The 20,572-nt window shown below is 58.0% G+C and carries 19 protein-coding genes; 7 read left to right on the top strand and 12 right to left on the bottom strand.

All coding sequences use genetic code 11. From position 1 onward, the window contains the following. Nucleotides 1-206: 206 nt before the first annotated feature. Complete coding sequence (locus ACFQW4_RS07620) at nucleotides 207-770, top strand: class I SAM-dependent methyltransferase (protein WP_137385593.1); 564 nt, start codon at nucleotides 207-209, stop codon at nucleotides 768-770. On the opposite strand, the gene ACFQW4_RS07615 is transcribed toward ACFQW4_RS07620, so the two are convergent. Beyond that, nucleotides 758-1,483 (bottom strand): glutamine amidotransferase, encoded by a 726-nt coding sequence (locus tag ACFQW4_RS07615; protein ID WP_377724639.1) that lies wholly within the window; start codon nucleotides 1,481-1,483, stop codon nucleotides 758-760. The genes ACFQW4_RS07620 and ACFQW4_RS07615 overlap by 13 nt on opposite strands. A gap of 191 nt (nucleotides 1,484-1,674) precedes the next feature. Between ACFQW4_RS07615 and ACFQW4_RS07610 the strand changes: the two genes are divergently transcribed. Both ACFQW4_RS07610 and ACFQW4_RS07605 read left to right on the top strand, forming a co-directional pair. Next, the gene (locus tag ACFQW4_RS07610; RefSeq protein WP_217546898.1) at nucleotides 1,675-2,559 is read left to right on the top strand and encodes a DMT family transporter; all 885 of its coding nucleotides are present in this window, start codon (nucleotides 1,675-1,677) and stop codon (nucleotides 2,557-2,559) included. A gap of 46 nt (nucleotides 2,560-2,605) precedes the next feature. Next, entirely contained in the window at nucleotides 2,606-3,967 is a 1,362-nt protein-coding gene (locus ACFQW4_RS07605; RefSeq protein ID WP_377724637.1) for a CoA transferase, read from the top strand. 3 nt (nucleotides 3,968-3,970) lie between these two features. Here the strand turns inward: ACFQW4_RS07605 and ACFQW4_RS07600 are convergent, their stop codons facing one another. Genes ACFQW4_RS07600 through ghrA form a run of 3 tightly spaced genes read right to left on the bottom strand, consistent with a single transcriptional unit; the run spans nucleotide 3,971 to nucleotide 6,259 of the window. Next, nucleotides 3,971-4,531: a molecular chaperone gene (locus ACFQW4_RS07600; RefSeq protein WP_192234231.1), complete on the bottom strand. Its 561-nt coding sequence runs from the start codon at nucleotides 4,529-4,531 to the stop codon at nucleotides 3,971-3,973. Nucleotides 4,532-4,558: 27 nt separating this feature from the next. Further along, nucleotides 4,559-5,296 carry a phosphatase gene (locus ACFQW4_RS07595; protein ID WP_137385589.1) on the bottom strand — a complete coding sequence of 246 codons (738 nt, stop codon included), beginning with the start codon at nucleotides 5,294-5,296 and terminating at the stop codon, nucleotides 4,559-4,561. Between the two features lie 24 nt (nucleotides 5,297-5,320). Beyond that, entirely contained in the window at nucleotides 5,321-6,259 is a 939-nt protein-coding gene (gene ghrA / locus ACFQW4_RS07590; RefSeq protein ID WP_377724634.1) for a glyoxylate/hydroxypyruvate reductase GhrA, read from the bottom strand. Between the two features lie 207 nt (nucleotides 6,260-6,466). Here ghrA and treA point away from each other — a divergent pair, with 207 nt between their 5' ends. Both treA and ACFQW4_RS07580 read left to right on the top strand, forming a co-directional pair. After that, the gene (gene treA / locus ACFQW4_RS07585) at nucleotides 6,467-8,146 is read left to right on the top strand and encodes an alpha,alpha-trehalase TreA (protein WP_110865959.1); all 1,680 of its coding nucleotides are present in this window, start codon (nucleotides 6,467-6,469) and stop codon (nucleotides 8,144-8,146) included. 262 nt (nucleotides 8,147-8,408) lie between these two features. Continuing rightward, nucleotides 8,409-10,508 carry a TonB-dependent siderophore receptor gene (locus ACFQW4_RS07580; RefSeq protein ID WP_101760782.1) on the top strand — a complete coding sequence of 700 codons (2,100 nt, stop codon included), beginning with the start codon at nucleotides 8,409-8,411 and terminating at the stop codon, nucleotides 10,506-10,508. Between the two features lie 62 nt (nucleotides 10,509-10,570). Here the strand turns inward: ACFQW4_RS07580 and ACFQW4_RS07575 are convergent, their stop codons facing one another. Continuing rightward, on the bottom strand, nucleotides 10,571-10,819 hold the full coding sequence (locus ACFQW4_RS07575) for a GlsB/YeaQ/YmgE family stress response membrane protein (RefSeq protein ID WP_008102737.1): 249 nt from the start codon (nucleotides 10,817-10,819) through the stop codon (nucleotides 10,571-10,573). A gap of 186 nt (nucleotides 10,820-11,005) precedes the next feature. Here ACFQW4_RS07575 and ACFQW4_RS07570 point away from each other — a divergent pair, with 186 nt between their 5' ends. Next, nucleotides 11,006-11,740 carry a flagellar brake protein gene (locus tag ACFQW4_RS07570; protein ID WP_101760783.1) on the top strand — a complete coding sequence of 245 codons (735 nt, stop codon included), beginning with the start codon at nucleotides 11,006-11,008 and terminating at the stop codon, nucleotides 11,738-11,740. A 128-nt stretch (nucleotides 11,741-11,868) separates the two neighbouring features. Here the strand turns inward: ACFQW4_RS07570 and ACFQW4_RS07565 are convergent, their stop codons facing one another. The 7 genes from ACFQW4_RS07565 to ACFQW4_RS07535 form a co-directional block, all read right to left on the bottom strand. Further along, complete coding sequence (locus ACFQW4_RS07565; RefSeq protein ID WP_377724630.1) at nucleotides 11,869-13,356, bottom strand: FGGY family carbohydrate kinase; 1,488 nt, start codon at nucleotides 13,354-13,356, stop codon at nucleotides 11,869-11,871. 2 nt (nucleotides 13,357-13,358) lie between these two features. Next, a complete protein-coding gene (locus ACFQW4_RS07560) occupies nucleotides 13,359-14,303 on the bottom strand; it encodes a transketolase family protein (protein ID WP_377724629.1) in 945 nt (314 codons plus the stop codon). Beyond that, nucleotides 14,296-15,129, bottom strand: coding sequence for a transketolase (locus ACFQW4_RS07555; protein ID WP_101760786.1), 834 nt, complete (start codon nucleotides 15,127-15,129; stop codon nucleotides 14,296-14,298). Before ACFQW4_RS07555 ends, ACFQW4_RS07560 begins: the two co-directional genes overlap by 8 nt. An 88-nt stretch (nucleotides 15,130-15,217) precedes the next feature. After that, on the bottom strand, nucleotides 15,218-16,324 hold the full coding sequence (locus ACFQW4_RS07550; RefSeq protein WP_101760787.1) for an ABC transporter permease: 1,107 nt from the start codon (nucleotides 16,322-16,324) through the stop codon (nucleotides 15,218-15,220). 1 nt (nucleotide 16,325) lies between these two features. Continuing rightward, nucleotides 16,326-17,840, bottom strand: a complete 1,515-nt coding sequence (locus ACFQW4_RS07545; RefSeq protein WP_377724626.1) for a sugar ABC transporter ATP-binding protein — start codon at nucleotides 17,838-17,840, stop codon at nucleotides 16,326-16,328. After that, a complete protein-coding gene (locus ACFQW4_RS07540; RefSeq protein WP_377724624.1) occupies nucleotides 17,840-18,451 on the bottom strand; it encodes a DUF2291 family protein in 612 nt (203 codons plus the stop codon). Before ACFQW4_RS07540 ends, ACFQW4_RS07545 begins: the two co-directional genes overlap by 1 nt. Before the next feature lie 13 nt (nucleotides 18,452-18,464). Then, nucleotides 18,465-19,406: a D-ribose ABC transporter substrate-binding protein gene (locus ACFQW4_RS07535; protein WP_377724622.1), complete on the bottom strand. Its 942-nt coding sequence runs from the start codon at nucleotides 19,404-19,406 to the stop codon at nucleotides 18,465-18,467. A gap of 183 nt (nucleotides 19,407-19,589) precedes the next feature. Here ACFQW4_RS07535 and ACFQW4_RS07530 point away from each other — a divergent pair, with 183 nt between their 5' ends. Further along, nucleotides 19,590-20,534, top strand: coding sequence for a sugar-binding transcriptional regulator (locus ACFQW4_RS07530; RefSeq protein ID WP_137385584.1), 945 nt, complete (start codon nucleotides 19,590-19,592; stop codon nucleotides 20,532-20,534). The last annotated feature ends 38 nt before the right edge of the window (nucleotides 20,535-20,572 follow it).

The following is a 20,572-nucleotide window of genomic DNA, read 5'->3' as shown; positions in this document are numbered from 1 at the left end:
AACAACTATGAAACCTGTTATTAACATTGGGCGATCCACGCCAGCCTGTCAGATCGTAAAAGGGGAAACTGTGACCGCACCGAAGGAAATGTGGCGAGCGTAGGCCGCTACAGATAATTCCGAGTTTTCCCGCTTATGCCGCAAAAAGCGGAACATGGGCGAAATATGTGGTCAATATGAAGCAGGATACTAACCAGGAGAAACAGATGTTGGCTTCAGCCCTGACGTTAATGCGTGCCAAAGCGAACTTTGTTCAGCAATTTATCCGCAACCCGCGCAAAATGGGCAGCATCACGCCCTCTTCAGCCGCGCTCTGCCGCACCATGTGCGATGCGGTGAACTGGGATAACAGCCTGCGTATCGCCGAACTGGGCGCCGGTGATGGCGTGCTCACACGCCACGTGCTGGCGCGCATGTCACCGCAAGCACAGCTTGATGTGTTCGAAATCTGCCCGGAACTGGTGAAAAGCCTGCGTGGATTGCCTGATGCGCGCATGCAGGTACGCGCCTGTTCGGCGGAATATCTCGCCGGGGAATATGATGTGATTTTTTCTGGCCTGCCGCTGCTGTCATTACCGCCCGCCACGCGCGATAACATCCTCAGTGCGGTGCATGATGCGCTGGGTCCACGCGGCGTATTCGTGCAGTTTCAATACACCTCGTTCACCCAGCCAAATTTGTCACGTTACTTCACCTGGGAACGCCAGCGGGTGCTGAAAAATATGCCACCCGCGTGGGTTTATCGCTGCACGCGCAACTACGCGCCCTGAGCCTGCGCGCGCGGCTGCGGCCGCGTTTGTAGCCAGAAGCTGCGCAACAGTTCGCGCGACCAATCTTCGCCTGAAAGAACCGTGCCATCGTCACTGACGCCCGCCGGTAAACAGGCGGTCATAATCTTGCGGGTAAATTCCGGATGGAACTGCACCGACAGCGCCTGCGGCGAATAACGCAAAATCTGACAACCATCCTGCGCCGAGCTCGCCAGCACCTGCGCATGCTGCGGCGGCGTTAACACCGATTGCCGATGTGACAACCACGCCTGAAACTCGCCCGGTAGATCAGCCAGCCAGGGATCGTTGTGCCCCTGCGCATTGCGCGTCAGCGGTTTCAGTCCACGCTCCCAGCCCTGCGGGTTATCGCCCACTTTGCCACCCAGCGCATACGCCATCAGTTGATGCCCGTAACAGACGCCCAGCAGCGGCAGCTCCGCCTCCAGCGCGCCACGAATCCAGGCGGCGGTGCGTTCGCTCCAGTCAGCGTGATCGGTGACCATCGCCCAGGAACCGCTGAGGATCGCGCCACTGACGCGGTCAAAGGCCGGTAAATCATCGCCCAGATGCGGACGCACAATCACATAGTCATCGGGCTGCAGTTGCAGCGCGTCGATAAACCAGCGGGGTTGTTCACCAATTTGCGCCACAACCTGCGGCGGCGGGACTTCGAGTTGAATCAGAGCAAGAGGTAAAGCGCGGGTGTGTGTCATGCCGAATACGGTCCTCGTTATGGTCGCCTTTCGGACATCCACTTTGACAGTAAATCAGCGACATGTCTTATTTTTTTTCCTGCATGAGCTAATGCTTAAGCGAAAAAAATGTTGCCCGACATGCCCGAAGTGCGCGCCTTCATGCCATCATTAGCCGGTGATCATCTTTGTACAACGTGAAGGAAGACCTCGTGGCAGTGCGGCATTTTTTTATGGTTCTGATGGTGGTTTCCATCTGGGCTTTCAACAACGTGGCGGTGAAGTGGGGATTACTGGAACTTCCGCCGCTGTTTCTCACCTGGATGCGCTTTGTGGTGGTAGCGATTGTGCTGGTGCCATTCTGCCGCATTACGCGCGCGCAACTGCCGTGGCTGCTGACGCTGGCGTTCACCTTCGGTTTTATGCACTTCTCGCTGCTATTTGTCGGCATGCGCTACACCGATGCCGGCACCGGCGCCATCGTGGTTCAGCTCGGTACGCCGATTGCCATGCTGCTGGCGATGGTGATTCTCAAAGAGAAATTGCGGCTGGTGCAGCTGTTTGGTATCGCCATTTCGCTGAGCGGCGTGGCGGTGCTGTCGGGCAGCCCGACCATTCCGGCCTGGTGGGTGCTGTGTATTCTGTTGTGCAGCGCGTTTGGCTGGGCGATCAGCAATATGATTGTGAAAAAATCGCCGCCGATACAACCGCTGACGCTCACCGGCTGGATCTCCTTCCTTGCGGTGCCGATTGTCGGTGCCGCTTCGTGGCTGACCGAATCCCATCAGTTTTACGCGCTGAGCCACGCGGGCTGGCGCGGCTGGTTTGGCATTCTGTATAGCGCACTCGCCTCGTCGATTGTCGCCTATACGCTATGGTACGCGCTGCTGAAGAAATACAACGTCAACCTGATCATGCCCTATTCGCTGCTGACGCCGGTGCTGGCGGTATTGATGGGCGTTTTCGTCTTGGGTGACAGCATGAACAGCTTTAAGATCCTCGGTGCGTCACTGGTGGTGCTGGGCACCGCGATTGCGGTGATCAACCTGCGTAACCTGCGGATGCATGCGCGTTTTCCGCGCTTACGCCGCCGTTAATCCGCTCTGCTATGCTTGAGTCTCGCGCGTTTTCCGGAGACTCAACATGGATTCTCAACGTGCTGCCGCACTGTGGCAGCAAATGTGGCAGGGATTGCGAGGCGCAGACCCGCTTCCCTCGCCGACTTTTCTCCAGCCCGACACTTTTTCCTCTGCCTTTGCCGTCAGCGAATTGGCGGCCACCAGCATCGGCCTCGCCAGCCAGGCGCTAAGCGATCTGCTCGGCCAATCCGCGCCGGTCAGCGTTAATGTCCGTCTCGCCTCGCGCTGGTTTCAGCACAGCCTGATCCCGCTCAATCGACCGCCTGCTGCGCTGTGGGATGAATTCGCCGGTGATTACGCCAGCGCCGACGGCTGGATCCGCCTGCACACCAACGCGGCTCATCATCGTGCGGCGATGGAGCGCGTGCTCGGCCAGCATGCCGATCGTGCCGCGCTGGCCGATGCGGTGGCCCGCTGGCCCGCCGCCACGCTGGAACAGGCGGTGATTGATGCCGGCGGCTGCGCCGCGCAGATGCGCAGCGAAGCGCAATGGCTGCAGCATCCGCAAGGCAGCGCCGTGCAGCAGGAAGCGCTGATTGCCCAACAGGCCACCGACGCCGCCCCGCCGCCCGCCTGGTTACTGTCGCCCGCGCGGCCGCTGGTCGGCGTGCGCGTACTGGATCTCACGCGCATCATTGCCGGACCGGTGGCGACACGTTTTCTCGCCAGCCTCGGCGCACAGGTGCTGCGCATCGATCCGCCCGACTGGCACGAACCCACGCTGGAAGAGGAGATCACCTGCGGCAAACGCTGTGCGCGCCTTGATATCAAATCCCGCGCCGGGCGCGAGCAGCTGCGCCAGCTGTTGCAGCACAGCGATGTGCTGGTACACGGTTATCGTGCTGATGCGCTGGAAAAACTCGGGCTGGATGCCGATACGCGCCGCCAACTCGCGCCGGGCCTGGTGGATGTCAGCCTCAATGCGTGGGGCTGGAGCGGGCCGTGGCGCAACCGGCGCGGCTTCGACAGTCTGGTACAGATGGGCTGCGGCATCGCCGAACAAGGCATGCGCTGGAGCGGCAATAATCAACCAACGCCGCTGCCGGTGCAGGCGCTCGACCACGCAACCGGTTATCTGATGGCCGCCGCGGTGCTGGAAGGTTTGCGTCAGCGCTTGACCAACGGCATTGGCTGGCAGGCGCGCTTATCGCTGGCACGCACCGCGCGGCTGTTGCAGCAGTTCGGTGCCGCGCCGCAGAATGCGCAAAACGGTATACACGCGCAGCACGATGACGCGCTGAGCGCGATAGAGATCAATCAGTGGGGAATTGCAGAGAGATTGCGCGCCGCAGCGTATTTGCCCGGCACGCCAATGATCTGCGCAACGCCAGGCGTGAAGCTCGGCAGCAGCGCAGCAAGCTGGTAACGATTACGCCTCGTCGCCCTGCTCTTCGTTCAGTTCGTCGTACATCGCCTGCATCGCCTCACGGCTCAGCACCGCCAGCGTGCGGTAAAATGCCGTGGTGGCATGCGCTTCCACTTTGCCGAGGAACGCGCCGCACCACGGCAGCAGATACTCATCAAACAGCGCCAGCTGCGCGGCAGATTCATCCTCTGCCGACTGATCTTCCAGCCAGGATGCCGCCAGCAGCAGCACGCCAAAGTGATCGGCAGGCGCTTCGCTCAGCGGCATGCCGCGCGCGCTGAGAAACGCACGCACGTCTGCTTCAGCAACACCGTTTGGCCACTGTGACGCGTACGGCGGCACGCTGCACTCGCTGCCGACAAACAGCGCATTGTAGTCAGCGGCCAGCGCCTGCGGATCGCTATTCTGCTGCAGGCGCGTCAACAGTTCGTCCTGCTCCAGCGGCCACTGCTGTTGCAGTTTACCTTCACGCAGCAGAGTGAACAGCGGCACCAGCAGCGGATCCTGCGGCTGGCGATTAAACAGCGAGCCGATGACGCGGCAGAGTATGGAAAACTCATTCATGCAACAGAATTCCTTGAGGTAAAAAAGTTAAAAATCAGCAAATTCGGGAATCGTTTTGCCGGTGCGCAACGCGAGAAAGTCGAGCAGGCGACGCGGCGTGACATTTAACACGCGATCTTCGGGAAAATCCACTTCGCTGGTGATGCGCAGGCAGTGTTCGAAATTGCCCAGCGTAAACGCGGTATGCGAATCGGAGCCAAACGCCAGACGTCCACCAGCATCACGCACCGCTTCGGCAATGGCGCGACAGTTCGGTTCGCTGCCCGGACGCGAATGGGTAAAGGAGGAGTTGTTGATCTCCAGCGCCACATCGTAATGCGCGGCGGCTTCGGCAATTGCGCGGATATCCACCGGGAACTTCGGGTTGCCCGGATGCGAAATGATATGCACCAAACCGCCCGCCATCGCCGCAATCATCGCTTCAGTGTGATGTGCTTTATCACGCGGCGCATAAACCGGTTCGTGGAAGCCCGCGACAATCAGATCCAGCGCATCCAGCATCGGGCCGCTGCAATCGATCTCGCCCTGCTGATTTTTGATGTTGGCTTCGATACCGCGCAGCACGCCAACGCCATCAATCACGCGCGGCCAAATGCGCATGTTGACGAAATGCCAATAGTGCGGCGCATCGGCCATATCCGGGCCGTGATCGGTAATCGCGAACAGCTTCAGGCCGTTCTGTTTCGCCTGCGCCACATAATCATGCAGCGTGCTATAAGCGTGCGTGCTGGCAACGGTGTGCATATGTAAATCAACGGGATACATCTTCATCTCCTGACCCAATGGGAATTAATAACCGCGCTGGCGATCGACTAAACCACCCGGCTGTTGACCTTGCTCCAGAGCAAGTATGGCATCCGCAATGTAATCCATCGCCTCGCCTGGCAAGGTAATCGCCGCAGTATGTGGCGTGATTGTGACATGCGGATGAGACCACAACGGATGATCCTGCGGCAACGGCTCGCGCTGGAACACATCCAGCGCGGCGGCGGCCAGCTGACCGCTGTTGAGCGCCGCCAGCAGATCGGCTTCTACCACATGCGCACCGCGCGCCAGGTTAAGGAAGCAGGCGCCGTGCGGCAATGCGTTAAACAGCTGGCTATCAATCAGGTTGGTGGTTTCCGGCGTGGTCGGCAGCAGATCGATTAGCACCTGCGTGCCCGCCAGGAAAGCATTGAGCTGTTCGCGGCCATGAAAGCTTTGCACACCGTCGATCTGCTTCGGCGAACGGCTCCAACTGCGTAACGGAAAGCCCCACTGACGCAGACTCTCCAGCACGCTACGGCCTAATACGCCCGCGCCGAGCACACCAATGGTAAAGTTTTCGCGATCGAAACCGTCAAGCTCCTGCCAGCAAGCCTGCTGCTGCAGTTGACGATAGTCGGCAAAACGGCGGAACCAGCCCAGCACACACCAGTTGGCGTACTCCTGCATCTGGCGCGCCATGCCGGTATCTTCCAGGCGGAATAACGGCACAGTGTCGGCCAGCATCTGTGGATTGTCACGCAGCTGTTTGAGGATTTCGTCGACGCCCGCGCCCATGGCAAATACGCCTTTCAGCTGACGCCCCGCCAGCATCTCGACCGGCGGAGAACGCACCACCGCATAATCGGCCGGCGCGTTGTCGCCCGGCTGCCAGTCACGCACGCGCGCCTCCGGTAAACGCTGACGCAAACCTTCCAGCCAGCCTTGCGGCGCCAGCGACGGGTGATACCAGATTATCTCCATACGACTCTCCTTTTTTTGCTTCAGCCTCAGGCAAATAGCCGTACAGGGCAAGCAAAAACCTTAGCCTTGAGGCAATTTCTCACGTGATTAATTCCGGGCGCTTCACATTTCCACCGCTGTGCGAGGCTAAGCGGCGCGATTACGACTAAAGTTGTTCGGGTGGTCAATGCGTTAGCACACCACCTTTTCGGACAAGGAGAAAAACCGATGATAAAAAATGCCGTATTCACGCCCGCGCGTCTGACCTTTTTACTTAGCGCCGCGTTGCTGGCCGGTGCCAGCGCCGCACACGCCGACGATCAAAACCGCATGCTCAGCAACCAACCGCAGCCACCGGATGTGCGCCTGGGACCGTTGTTCAATGCGGTACAGCAGGCTAAATTTTATCCGGATCAGAAAACCTTCGCCGATGCGGTGCCGAAATCCAATCCCTCGTCGATTCTGGCCGACTGGCAGATGCAAAAAAACCAGCGCAACTTCGATCTCAAGCATTTTGTCGACAGCAACTTCACGCTGCCAAAAGAGGGTGACAAATATGTGCCGCCCGCCGGGCAAAGCCTGCGTGAGCACATCAACGGTTTATGGCCGGTGCTGACGCGTACCGCGCAAAGTGCCAGTCAGTACGATTCGCTGCTGCCGCTGCCCAAACCTTACGTGGTGCCTGGCGGACGCTTCCGCGAAGTGTATTACTGGGACAGCTACTTCACCATGCTTGGCCTGGCGGAGAGCGGGCACTGGGATCGCGTGCAGGATATGGTGGATAACTTCGCCACCGAGCTGGACAAATATGGCCATATTCCCAACGGCAACCGCAGCTACTATCTCAGCCGCTCGCAGCCGCCGTTCTTCAGCTTGATGGTTGACCTGCTGGCAACGCACAAAGGCGACGACGTCTATCGCCAATATCTGCCGCAGCTGCAGAAAGAGTACGATTACTGGATGGCGGACAGCGACAAAGTGGCGGCCGGCCAGGCCAGCAAACGCGTGATTAAACTCAGCGACGGCACGCTGCTTAACCGTTACTGGGACGATCGCGATGCGCCGCGTACCGAATCCTGGCTGGATGACGTCAACACCGCGAATAAAGCGCCGGAACGCAATAAACAGCAGGTTTATCGCGACTTACGTGCGGGCGCGGCTTCGGGCTGGGATTTCAGTTCGCGCTGGTTCACCGATGCGCACAATCTGGCGTCCATCCGTACCACGCAGCTGGCACCGGTTGATCTTAACAGCCTGATTTTCCACCTCGAACAGACATTGTCTAAAGCTGCCAAACTGGATAAGCAGGATGACAAAGCCAAACAGTTCGCGGCGGATGCTGAGAAACGTCAGGCGGCGATCAATCGCTACCTTTGGGATGACAAAAAAGGCTGGTACGCCGATTACGATTTCCAGAAGAAGCAGGTGCATTCACAGCTGACCGCTGCGACGCTATTCCCGCTCTATATGCAGCTCGCGAGCGATAAGCAAGCTGAACGCACCGCTTCCGCAGTTGAAAAACAGCTGCTGAAACCCGGCGGACTGGTGACCACCACGGTGAATAACGGCCAGCAATGGGATGCGCCAAACGGCTGGGCGCCGCTGCAATGGGTGGCGGTAGAAGGTCTGGAGCATTACAAGCAGCCGAAACTGGCGCAGCAGATTGGTCAGCGCTTCCTGCAGAACGTGCAGGCGACCTACGACAAGGAACATAAGCTGGTCGAGAAATACGTGGTTGAAGGCGCGCAGCTGGGCGGCGGTGGCGGCGGTGAATATCCGCTGCAGGATGGCTTCGGCTGGACCAATGGCGTGACGCTGAAGCTGCTGGATAAGTACTGCCCGAAAGACAAAACCTGTAATAACGCTGGCGATATCCCGAATATGCCGGTTTTAAGTCGCGCGAAGTAATTACCTCTATTCTGCCGGGCGAAGTAGCCCGGCAACTGCACATTCCCGTCGCGGCGCGATTTATTGCGCGACCCGAACCTGGGTAAGGTTTCGCCAGTGCAATGCGCGATAAATCGCGCCGCTACGGCTCGTGCCTGTCATCTGTGCATTTTCCTCACATTCCTCTAGCAACAAACTCACATCTTGAAACATCCGCGACAAAAGATAATAATTCTCAATCTGATATCGATAGCTATTCCCATTAAAATAACAGGAACCTCTCATGACCTCGTTGTTTACCCTTAAACGTGGCCGCGTACTGTGCGCGCTTGCGCTGGCTTTACCCGCGGCAAGCTTCGCTGAAGAGTCGATTGTCGTGACAGCGCAACCGCAAGAGAGCGCCACCTCACCGACGCAGGGCTATCTCGCCACGCGCAGCAGCGGTGCCAGCAAAAGCGATCAGCCGCTGATCACTACCCCGCAGTCGATCTCGGTAGTCACGCGTCAGCAGATGGAAGATCAGGGCGCGCAGGATCTCAATCAGGCGCTGGGTTACACGCCGGGCGTCTTCACCAACTTTGGCGGCGCGGCCACGCGTTATGACACCATCGCGCTGCGTGGTTTCCACGGCGGCGATGTCGATAACACCTTCCTCGATGGCCTGCGCGTGATGAGTGACGGCGGCAGCTTCAACATCCTGCAGGTGGATAACTGGTTCCTCGACCGCATCGATGTGATTAAAGGTCCCTCCTCCGCGCTCTACGGCCAAACGGTGCCGGGCGGATTGGTGAATATGGTGAGCAAGCGCCCGCAGTTTGCTGAAGAGGGCCACTTCCGCCTGGCGACCGGCACCAACGCCACCAATAACGCCGCCTTTGATTACACCAACGCCATCAACGATCAGTGGGCATTTCGCGTAACCGGCATTACGCGCAACAGCGATACCCAATACGATCACACCCGCGAAGAGAAATATGCGATTTCGCCACAGCTGATGTGGCAGCCAAGTGAAGATACCAACTTAGTGCTGCGCGCCTACCTGCAGAAAGATCCGTCCGGCGGCTATCACGGCTCGGTACCGGCGGAAGGCACGCTCTATAGCCATAATGGCCGCAAATTGAGTGACAGTTTCTATGAAGGTGACACTGCGCTCGATCAGTTCAAACGTCGCGAGCAGATTTACAGCTATGACTTCTCGCATCGCTTCAACGATGTGTGGTCAGTGTACTCCACCGGCAGCTACAGCCACTCCAATACCGAGCTCGATCAGGTTTATCAGATTGGCTGGAACGCAACGAATCCAGACCTGCTGAACCGCTACTACTCCGGTGAGCGTTCATCGCTGAGCGCGTGGGCCAACGACAACCGCTTGCAAGCTGATTTTGCTACCGGCGCGGTTCAGCATCGCGTGACGCTGGGCGCGGAATACCATCGCTATAAAAACGACATCACCAAAGCCAGCGGTGCCGCCAGCGCGCTTAATGCGTGGAACGGCGAAGAAGTGGGCATCATGCCAGACTTCGACTGGACATCGCAGACGCGCCGCTACTATCAAACCGGTTTGTATCTGCAGGATGAGTTGCAGCTCGATCGCTGGCATCTGGATTTGTCGGGACGCTACGATCGCATCGTGTCGGAAAACGGCACCAGCCGTCGTCAGGACGATCACATCAGCGGCCGCGCTGCACTGTTATATGCCTTCGAGAACGGCATCTCGCCTTATGTCAGCTGGAGCCAGGCAATAACGCCGGCTTCGTTAACCGATCCTTTCGGCAATCAGCTAAAACCGACTACGTCAGAGCAGTATGAAGCGGGCGTGAAATATCAGCCGCTGGGCACGCGCGATATGTACTCAATCGCGGTGTACGATTTGACCCAGGACGATGTCGCCAACCGTAACGTGCTGGACGGCACTTACACGCCGTCGGGCAAAGTGCATTCGCAGGGCATTGAACTTGAGGCGCGTAATCAGCTGACGTCGCGTTTTAGCACTATCGCCGGCTACACGCTAAATCATCTGCGCTTTAAAGATTCGGTGGACGGTAACGATGGCCATACGCCGTATGTGACGCCGAACAGCATGGCATCGTTGTGGGGACATTATCAGTTTGACTACGGCTTGAGCGCCGGTGCGGGTGTGCGCTATATCGGTAAACAGTGGGCGGATAACGAGAACACCACGCGTCTGCCATCGGTTACGCTGTTTGATGCGTCGGTTCGCGCCGATCTTGGCGCATGGAACTCACAGCTGAAAGGCGCCTGGCTGCAGGTGAATGCCAACAACCTGACCGATAAGACGTATCTGGCCGCCTGTTACGGCACCGGTTACTGCTATCGCGGTGCCGAGCGCACGGTCATGGCCACGGTGGGCTACGACTTTTAATCAGGCATAAAAAAATCCGCCACCCTTTGCGGGATGGCGGATTTCATCAAATACTGGCGCGATTAACTTCGCACTTTACGGTAGATCCACAGCACCACAATGGCACCAATCACTGCCACCACGAAGCTGCCAAAGTTGAAACCGTCAACTTTACCGAAACCAAACAGGGTACTGATCCAGCCACCGACAACCGCACCCACCACACCCAGAACCACGGTGATGATAAAGCCGCCGCCATCTTTACCCGGCATAATCCACTTAGCGATAATCCCGGCAATCAGACCAAAAATAATCCATGAAAGAATACCCATGTACTGCTCCTTACGTTATTAATCAATGTGTTCACCGCCTCTAGTATAGACGGGATTTTATGATCTGCATCCCAACTTGCCGCCGTAAATAGCCGTTAGCTGACTAAAGGTTAGCGCAGCGACGCCGATAACTGACGAACAGCATTGTCAGTCGTGAAAATAACAATCGGATAAGTGGAGCAGGACGTGGGAGAAGCCGATAAAGAACAATACCTCAAGCGAGGCACGTTAGCGGTTTTGGGCGTGATGAAGGACCTGTTGCGTTTTCAAACCCCGTTGATGGTGAATTTTTCGCGCGGTCAGTTTATCAGTCGCTTGCTGTCAGCCGATGAAGATCAGGTGATCTTTGACCTCGGCAGCAACGCGCTGGATAACGATTTAGCGCTGCAAGGTGGCGAAGTGAATATTGCCGCCGAAACGCACGGTGCCAAAGTCGAATTTGGCTTAACCGGTTTACAGCGGGTTGAATTCGAAGGCTTACCCGCTTTTGCTGCGTCGCTGCCGGAACTGGTGTGGCAGATTCAACGTCGTGAATTCTTTCGCGTCAATGCGCCGCTGGAACCAGTTTTTTATTGCCACAGCCAGTGGCCTGATGGGCGTACCGCGCGTTTCCGCCTGCAGGATCTGTCACTGGGCGGCGTCGGCGTGCTGCTGGACGAAGCGTTACCGGAAGGCCTCAATCGCGGCGATACCTTTAAAAATCTGCGCGTGGATTTAGCTGAGTATGGTCATTTTGAGGTGACTGCACAGCTGCTGCACATTGGTGAACGCACCGTAGTGACCAGCAAGAATGAAACCCGCGCCACACCGCGCCTTAGCTTCCGCTTTACCGCCATCGAACCGATTCAGGAACGCCAGCTACAGCAGGTGATTTTTGCGCTGGAACGTCTGGCGCGTGATAAAGCCAACCGTTTCCAGTAGCGCTGGACGTTTATCACCGTACAACATCGTAGCGGCACAATTTATTGCGCTATTTGGCATGAGATACACGTCTAAAAAGCGCGATAAATCGCGCCGCTACGAAGCGTGCGCGATTTATATAACGATAATCAATGCGGCTGATAACGGCAACGCGCCACCGCATCCAGCCAGCCGTGATAATTCTCCTGCATGCTTTTCGCCTGATCCTCACGCGGCGTGATCACGCTACCGCCCTGTAACGCCTGCATCTCACTGCCCTGCTGCCACCAGCCTAAGGTGCGGCCCGCTAATAGCGCGGCGCCCAGCGCAGAAACTTCTGCCGTGGGTACGCGTTTCAGTGGCCGCTGCAATACATCGGCCTGCATCTGCATCAACCAGCTATTTTCCGTGGCGCTGCCATCCACGCACAGCGCAGGAAGTTGCACGCCACTGGCCTGCTCCATGGCAAAAAACACATCGGCGATCTGGAAGGTGATCGACTCCAGCGCCACGCGCGCCAGCACCTCCGGCGTAGCCGCATCGGTCAAGCCACATACCATGCCGCGCGCTTTCAAATCCCACCAGGGCGCGCCAAGACCGGAAAGCGCCGGCACAAAATAGATGCTCTGATTGTGTTCGCTGCGCTGCGCCAGCGCAGTGAGTTCTCGCGGATCATGAATGCCAAGCATGCGGCCCAGCCACGCCGCGCCGGAACCGGTGTGGGTAATGTTGCCTTCAAAGGCATAGCGCAGCGTGCCGTCGTGCCACGCCACCGTGGTGCTGAGGCCATTTTCCGTCAGCAACGGCGTCGCCATCGACATCATCAGTGATGAACCGGTGCCGTAAGTGGCTTTCACCACCTCTTCGCTGCCGTTGCGCTGCGCTTGCAGTGCAGCGTGCGAATCGCCGATGCGTGACAAAATCGGCGTGCCGGGCGCTAAACCGGGAATATCGTTGCGTGTCACCACGCCTTGCGCGCTGGCCGAGGGCACAATCTGCGGCAGCGCCGCGCGGGGAATATGGAACAGCGCCAGCAATTCATCATCCCAGTCGCCGCTGTGCAGGTTATAGAGTTGGGTGCGTGCCGCATTGGCATGATCGGTGACGAAGCTTTCGCCGCCGCTCAGTTGCCAGCTCAGCCAGCTATCCACGGTGCCGATACAGAGTTCACCGGCCTGCGCGCGCGCGAATGCATTCGGCAACGCAGCAAGCATGCCGGTAAGTTTACCGGCCGGGAACATCGGATCGACCGCCAACCCGGTGAGTCCGGTGATGCGCGGTGCTTTACCCGCCACGCGCAGATCGCGGCAAAACGCCTCCGAGCGGCGATCCTGCCAGCTGACCAACGGCGTCAGCGGCTGACCGTTATGTCGCTGCCAGATCAGCACCGATTCGCGCTGGTTGCTGATCGCCACCGCCGCAACCTGCGCCCCCGCACACTGCGCCAGACAAGCGCTCACCGCCTGTTTCACCGCCTGCCATATCGCCAGCGGATCCTGCTCCGCCAGACCCGGCTGCGGATGTTCCAGCGTCAGCGGCTGACTGCCGCGTGCCACCACATTGCCGGCACGATCGACCGCAATCGCTTTCGCGTTGGTGGTGCCTTCATCAATTGCCAGTATCAACGAACCTGCCATCTTTACGCTCCTGCACAGATGCGCGCTGCACTCTTCACTACGCTGGCGGCATCAATACCATGTCGGGCACGGGTTGAGGCGCGATCGCCAGCAATCGCGTATTCGCCGTCGGGGATGCCCAAACGCAGCAGCGGGATGCCACAGCCGCCTTCCGCCAGCACTTCCGCCACCAGGCTGCCGACGCCGCCGTTGACGTTGTGTTCTTCCACGGTAATGACCGCTGGATAGTGCTTTAACAGCTCGCGCAGCTGTTGGGTATCACAAGGTCGAATCGATGGAATGCTGATCACACCTGCTGTAATGCCTTGCTCATGCAGTTGCTCGGCGGCGTGAACCACCTCGTGAACCGTCGAGCCCATCGCCACCAGCACAATGTCATGACCTTCACGTAACACGTCGATTTGGCCAGGCCGGAATTGGTAATTTTCATCGTGCAGCTGCGGCAGATCTTTACCGTCCAGACGGATGTACACCGGCCCGACATGCGCCAGCGCATACCCAATAATCTGGCGGCACTCCAGCGGGCAGGATGGCGCATAAATTTCGATGTTGCCGAAGCCGCGCATCACTGCAATGTCGTCGATGCTGTGATGGGTGCTGGCCAGCGGGCCGTAGCTGGCACCGGCATTCAGGCCAAACAGTTTAACGTTGGTGTTGTTGTAGCAGACGTCGACTTTAACCTGCTCATTGGCGCGGGAAACCAGGAACGGCGCGGCGTTGCAGGTCACGGCCACTTTGCCGCCAATTGCCAGACCGGCGGCGGTGCCCACCAGCGTTTGCTCCGCGATACCCACGTTGATCAGGCGATCGGGGAATGCTTTGATAAAGGGCGCAATTTTGGCGGTTGAGGTGGAATCGGCCACCACCGGCACTAAATCGACACCACGATTAACCGCATCAATAAATGCCTCAACCATTACCGTCGCCAGGTGTTTTGCATTACTCATCTTTTAATTCCTCCAGTGCCAACGCAATCTCTTCCCCTTTCGGCACACGGTGATGCCACTCCGGTTTGCCCTGAATAAAGGAGATGCCGAAGCCTTTTTCGGTATGCGCCACAATCACCTGCGGCTTGCCGCTGTTGCGCGGCAGGTTTTCGATGGCGTCCACCACCGCCGCCATGTCATTGCCGTTGCACTCACTCACATCCAGACCAAAGGCGCGCCATTTTTCCGGCAGCGGATCGGTATTCATGATGTCGCGCGTATGCCCCGCCAGCTGCAGCTTGTTCTTGTCATTGATGATCACCAGGTTATCGAGGCCGTAATGCGCCGCCACCAGCGCCGCTTCCCAGTTGCTGCCTTCCGCCAGCTCACCGTCACCGGTGACGACAAAAATGCGTCGGTCGCTGTTATCTTTCTTCGCCGCCAGTGCAATGCCGACCGCCACCGGTAAACCGTGACCCAGCGCGCCGGTGTTCAGCTCAACGCCCGGCGTTTTTTGCCGCACCGGATGGCCCGGCAGATGCGAATCGGAATGCTGATAAGTTGGCAGCCATTCGGTGGGGAAATAACCGGCTTCTGCCAGCACGCAGTAATAACCGCCCACCGCATGGCCTTTCGACTGGATATAGATGTCGCGCTGCGGATCGTTGGTGCGATCTGGCGCGCAGTTCAGGATGCGGAAATAGAGCGCGGTAAGGATCTCAACCTGTGAGAGATCGGCACCGGTGTGACCGCCCGCCGGGCTGCCCGCATTAAGCTGGATGATGCGGCGGCGCACGGCGCGCGCTTTCGCTGCCAGATCCGCTACCGTGTATTTGAAAGGATTCATAGACACCTCTGAATTTTAAAGCATTGATGAATATTTATTCGTGATGAAGAAAAAAAGGTGCAGACAATCAGCGCCTGCACCCAACCGATTAACTTTTTGCCGGGCTACCGCCCTCCTCAATCAGCGCTTTCTGCGCCACCACCGCCGCTTTCTGCTGCATGCGGCTCTGCATTTGGTCGATGATCACCGCCACGATAATCACGATGCCTTTGATCACCATTTGCCAGAACTCGCTCACACCCATCATGATCAAACCGTCGGCGAGGAAGCCGATCACAAAGGCACCAATCAGCGTGCCAAGAATGGTGCCGCGTCCACCCGCCAGCGAGGTACCGCCCAGCACCACTGCGGCAATCGCGTTCATTTCAAAGGAGGTTCCGTTCGCCGGATGGCTGGCCACCAGCTGCGACGAGACCACGATGCCAGCAATTGCCGCGCAAAAACCGGAGATGGCATAGACCCAGATTTTCACCGACTTCACTTTCACGCCCGAGAGTTCAGCGGCGCGTTCGTTATCGCCAATCGCGTAAACCTGACGGCCAAACGGCAGGCGGCGCGCCACGTAGGCAATCACCAGCGCCAGCAGCACCATCATCCAGATGGCCCACGGCAAACCAAGGAAATAGCCAGCGCCAATCTTGTCGAATCCGGTATTCCCCAGCATTTCATTGCCCTGCAAACCGGGGAAGGTTTCGCCGCCCGAGGTGAGCATCGCCGTGCCGCGCAGGATGTACATGGTACCGAGCGTGCAGATGAACGGAGCCACGTTATAGCGGGTAATGATCCAGCCATTGACCGCGCCAATCAGCCCGCCAATCAGCAATACAATCGGCACGATTAGCCACACGCTGGGAAAGATAGCGATGCCAAACATCGGCAACACAATGCCTTTGGTAATCAGCCAGCCGGCGATCATGCCGCACAGGCCGAGCGTGGCGCCGATGGAGAGATCGATGCCCGCCGTAATAATGACAAACGTGATGCCGAGCGCGAGGAAGGCGTTAATGGCGATGTGTTTCACCATGATCACCATGCTGCCCACCGCGAGGAAATCGGGCACCGTGATAGCGAAGAAGCCGACAATCAGAAACAGCGCAATAAAGGTGCGCAGTTTGAGCAGCAGCAAAATCAGGCTTTCGCGAGAGTTGAATGCTTTGACAGGCGATGCGAGCGCGAGCGCGCCATTGTTTTTCATATCAGAACCCTTGTGCGCTTGCTTTAACCAGCGCCGCCTCTTCCGCTTCAGCGCGCGGCAGGTCAGCAGTCAATTTGCCGCCGGACATCACAATGATGCGATCGGCTACGGCCATGATCTCTTTCAAATCCGAGGTGGAGAACACCACCGCAATGCCCTGCTCCGACAGCTTCACCATCATGCGGAACACTTCGCCTTTGGCACCGACGTCGATACCACGGCTCGGTTCATCCAGCAGCAGCAAGCGCGGATTGGTCAGCAGCGATCGGCCAATCACCACCTTTTGCTGATTGCCGCCGCTCAGTGCGCTAATGGCGACATCCGGCGAGGAGATTTTGATTGCCAGATTGCCGACGGTGCTGGTCACCACTTCGCGTTCCGCCTGCTCTGAAATCACGGTGCGATGCGACAGACGCCGCCACAGGCTAGCAATGGTGAGATTGCTCGCCACCGATGAGATGGGAAAAATGCCCGAGCGTTTGCGATCTTCCGGCACCAGACTCATGCCCATACGAATGCGTTCAGCGGTGGGTAGACGCGTCGGCAGCGGTTTGCTGTCGAGCCACAGCTTGCCGAGATAGTTACGCTGCGTGCCAAGCAAACACTCAAACAGCTCGGTGCGCCCGGCGCCCATCAACCCGTAAATGCCGACGATCTCCCCGGAACGCACCTGAAAACTGACATCATCCACCAGCGTGTTGCCGTTCGGGCTGACGCAGGTGATGTGTTCGGCTTCCAGCACCGGCGAACCGAACTGGCGATCCGGCGGCAGGAAAGTGCCCACCGGTTCACTGCCCAGCATTTCGCGCACGATCCACGGCACGTCGATATCGCTGACCTGCGCTTCGGCCTGAAAACGCCCGTCGCGCAGAATGGTGATCACATCACCAATCGCCATCAGCTCCTCGAGCCGATGCGAGATATAGATGATGGAGACGCCCTGACGCGTCAGTTCGCGGATCACCCGAAACAGGATCTCCACTTCAGTTTTGCTCAGCGCCGAGGTCGGTTCGTCGAGGATCAGAATGTCAGCGTCCTCCGCCAGCGCTTTGGCGATCTCCACCAGTTGCTGCTGGCCAACCTTCAGGCTGCCGACCTTCTCATCCGGTGAAATTGGCTGATCGAGGCGCTGCATCAGCGCGGCGGTGCGGCGTTTCTGCTCGGCTTCATTGATGGGCCGAATGCCGCTTTGGATTTCCCGGCCAAGGAAAATGTTCTCCGCTACGCTGAGGTTCTCAAACAGGTTGAGCTCCTGATGCACCATGCCGATGCCGTGACGCGCGGCGTCTCGCGTGCTGTGAAACGCCACTTTGTTACCGTTCAGGAACATCTCACCGCTGGTCGGTTGCTGCACGCCGGCGAGAATCTTCATCAGCGTCGATTTTCCCGCGCCGTTTTCGCCGATGATGACGTTGACTTTGCCGCGCCACACGCGGTAATCCACGCGATCCAGCGCTAAGGTGCCAGGGAATAGCATCGACATCTGATTAGCTTGCAGAATGATCTCGTCGCTCATTATGGATTCCCCTGCTGCAGCTGCACCACAACCACCTCATCCACTGTGCCCGCGCCCATGCTGACGGCCAGCAGCGCCTGCGCCGGTTTGCCCACCCAGCTGGCATCCACTGCGGGCAGCTGTTTCACCGCGTGGCGATTGAGTGCTTTGGTGAGCTGCGCGTATTGCACCTGATTAGTAAACTCTTCAAAGCGGAAACCGGCTGCATCGCGAATCGCGTTGCCGCGCAGCACCGGACCAATCAACACTTTCACCGGCTTGCCGTTGATGGTCATGGTGAGGCTGCGTTCCCGCTCGTTGCTGTTATCAAACGCCGTTACCGTGCCTGCCGCGCGCACAAACACGCTTTCGCTGCCGCCCGCTTTGACGGTGTGGCTTTTGGTTTCCATATCCGCCCAGCTCAGCGCCTGCTTCTCAGCTGGCTGCTGCACGCGGCTGGCCCAGCTTGACTCCGCAATCTGCTGCGGCGTTTGATCGCTGTAGCCCGGTTTAGCGTTAGGATCTTTCGGCATGATGGGTTTGCCGTTGGCATCGAGATCCACCACGGTGCAGGCGGCTAACATCAGCGTCAGCAGCGCCACCAGCGTGCCGCTCAGCGCTTTCCCCTTCATGCCGGCCTCCATCTTATTGCGCCAGCTTGAAGGTTTTCAGCTTCGCGGCATTGCTGTCGTCAATCAGCACGCAATCCATCAGCTGTTTCTCTTCTTTCTGCGCTTTGCCGTTCTTCAGGTAGTAATCCACCTGCTCGACGGCCATCTGCGCCTGATCCCAGCCCGGCTGCAGCACGGTGGCTTTGATGTTGCCTTTATTGAGGATGGAGTCGCGGGTGTAATCGCTACCGTCGAAGCCGACCACAATCACATTGGTTTTGCCCGCCGCTTTCAGCGCCGCTTCCGCGCCAAGCGCCATGGTGTCGTTACCGGAGATCACGCCGACAATGTTGGGGTTCTTCTGCAGGATGGTTTCCATGCGGCTAAAGGCTTCGGTTTGGCTCCAGTTGGCACTCTGCTGCGCCACCATTTTCAGATCGGGATAATCATCCAGCACGTCGTGATAACCCTGTGAACGCACGCCCGCGTTGGTATCTGACTCTTTGCCCAGCAGCTCGACATAATCCCCTTTTCCGTTCAGCAGTTTGGCGAACTTCTCGGCACCGAGCTGTGCGCCCTGATAGTTGTTGGAGACGATTTGCGCTACGGCGATGCCGGTTTTATTGATTTCGCGGTCAATCAGGAAGGTAGGAATGCCGGCATCTTTGGCTTTTTGCACCGGGCCAACGGTGGCATCCGCACCGGCGTTATCAAGAATGATGGCTTTGGCTTTGCGCGCGATGGCGGTTTCAATCAGCTGATTTTGCTTATTCACGTCATCATCATGTGAGGCCACCAGCGTGGTGTAACCGAGCGCTTTGGCTTTCTCCTGCGCGCCGTCGGCTTCGGCCTTAAAGAACGGGTTGTCATGTGATGGCGTAATAATAGCCAGCAACCCCTTATCCGCCGCCAGCGACGCCGCCGAGATCATCATGATTGAAGCAAGTAGAGAGACTTTGAGGGCAGAGGCTTTCATTTGTTATCTCCGATTGAATATATATTCAATTGCGATTTTATATGCATAATGACTATGCGCTGGCTTTCTGAGCACGTCCATTGCCCGATCCTCAAAAAGCGAAAACGATCACAAAATGTTCTGCGTTGTTATTTATGACAGGCTGATTAACAATACCAGGCAGGTTAAGAGAGAGAAAAAACCATGGCAAAACAGGATGAACAGCGGCTGATGGTGAAAATCGCCACGCTTTATTATGTGGAAGGCAGGAAGCAGTCCGACATTGCGCAGCTGTTGAAGCTGTCGCAATCTTTTGTGTCGCGCATCCTTAATCGCAGCGTGAAAGAAGGTGTGGTGAAGATCAGCGTGGTGCCGCCGGCCAATGTGTTCCCTGAGCTGGAAAAAGCCATTGAGCAGCTGTATCAACTGCCGCAGGTGATTGTGGTGGATGTGCCGGATCAGGCTTCTGCGTTGCAGATCAAACAGGCGATCGGTTCCGCCGCCGCGCACTATCTGGAAACGCGGGTGCGTGCCGATGAGCTGATTGGCATTTCCTCCTGGAGCGGCACCATTCGCGCCATGGTCGATGCGCTGCATCCGCTCAGCGCGCCGTGCCAAGGCGTCATTCAGCTGCTGGGCGGCGTGGGCGCTAACGGCAATGTGCAGGCCACGATTCTGACGCAGAATCTCGCGGCGCTGCTGGGTTGTCCGGCGTGGCTGCTGCCGTCGCAATCAATCGAACACTCGGTAAAGGATCGCCAGCGTTTATCGGTTAATCCCGATGTCGCGGTGGTACTGGAAAAGTTTGATCAAGTGGACCTGGCGATTGTCGGCATCGGCGATCTCGAGCCGTCCGCCCTGCTGCGCAATTCCGGCAACTATTACGACGGTGAGATGCTGCAAACGCTGGCTGAACGCGGCGCGGTGGGCGATATCTGCCTGCACTATTTCGATGCCGACGGTCAACCGGTGCTGAGCGCAGAGGAAGATCCGGTAATTGGCATGGAGTTGGCGCAGGTAAAACGCTGTCCGCAAGTGGTGGCGTTAGCGGGCGGCAAAGAGAAAGCGCAGGCGATTCGCGGGGCGTTGCGCGGCGGTTATGTGCAGGTGTTGATTGTGGATTATCCGACGGCGCGATTGTTGGTGTAGCGGCGCAATTCATTGCGTCATAAATCGCGCCGCAACAG

This window comes from Pantoea sp. GCM10028869, from assembly GCF_042666835.1.
Lineage (GTDB): Bacteria > Pseudomonadota > Gammaproteobacteria > Enterobacterales > Enterobacteriaceae > Pantoea > Pantoea leporis.
This window is presented reverse-complemented; position numbering and strand designations above follow the sequence as displayed.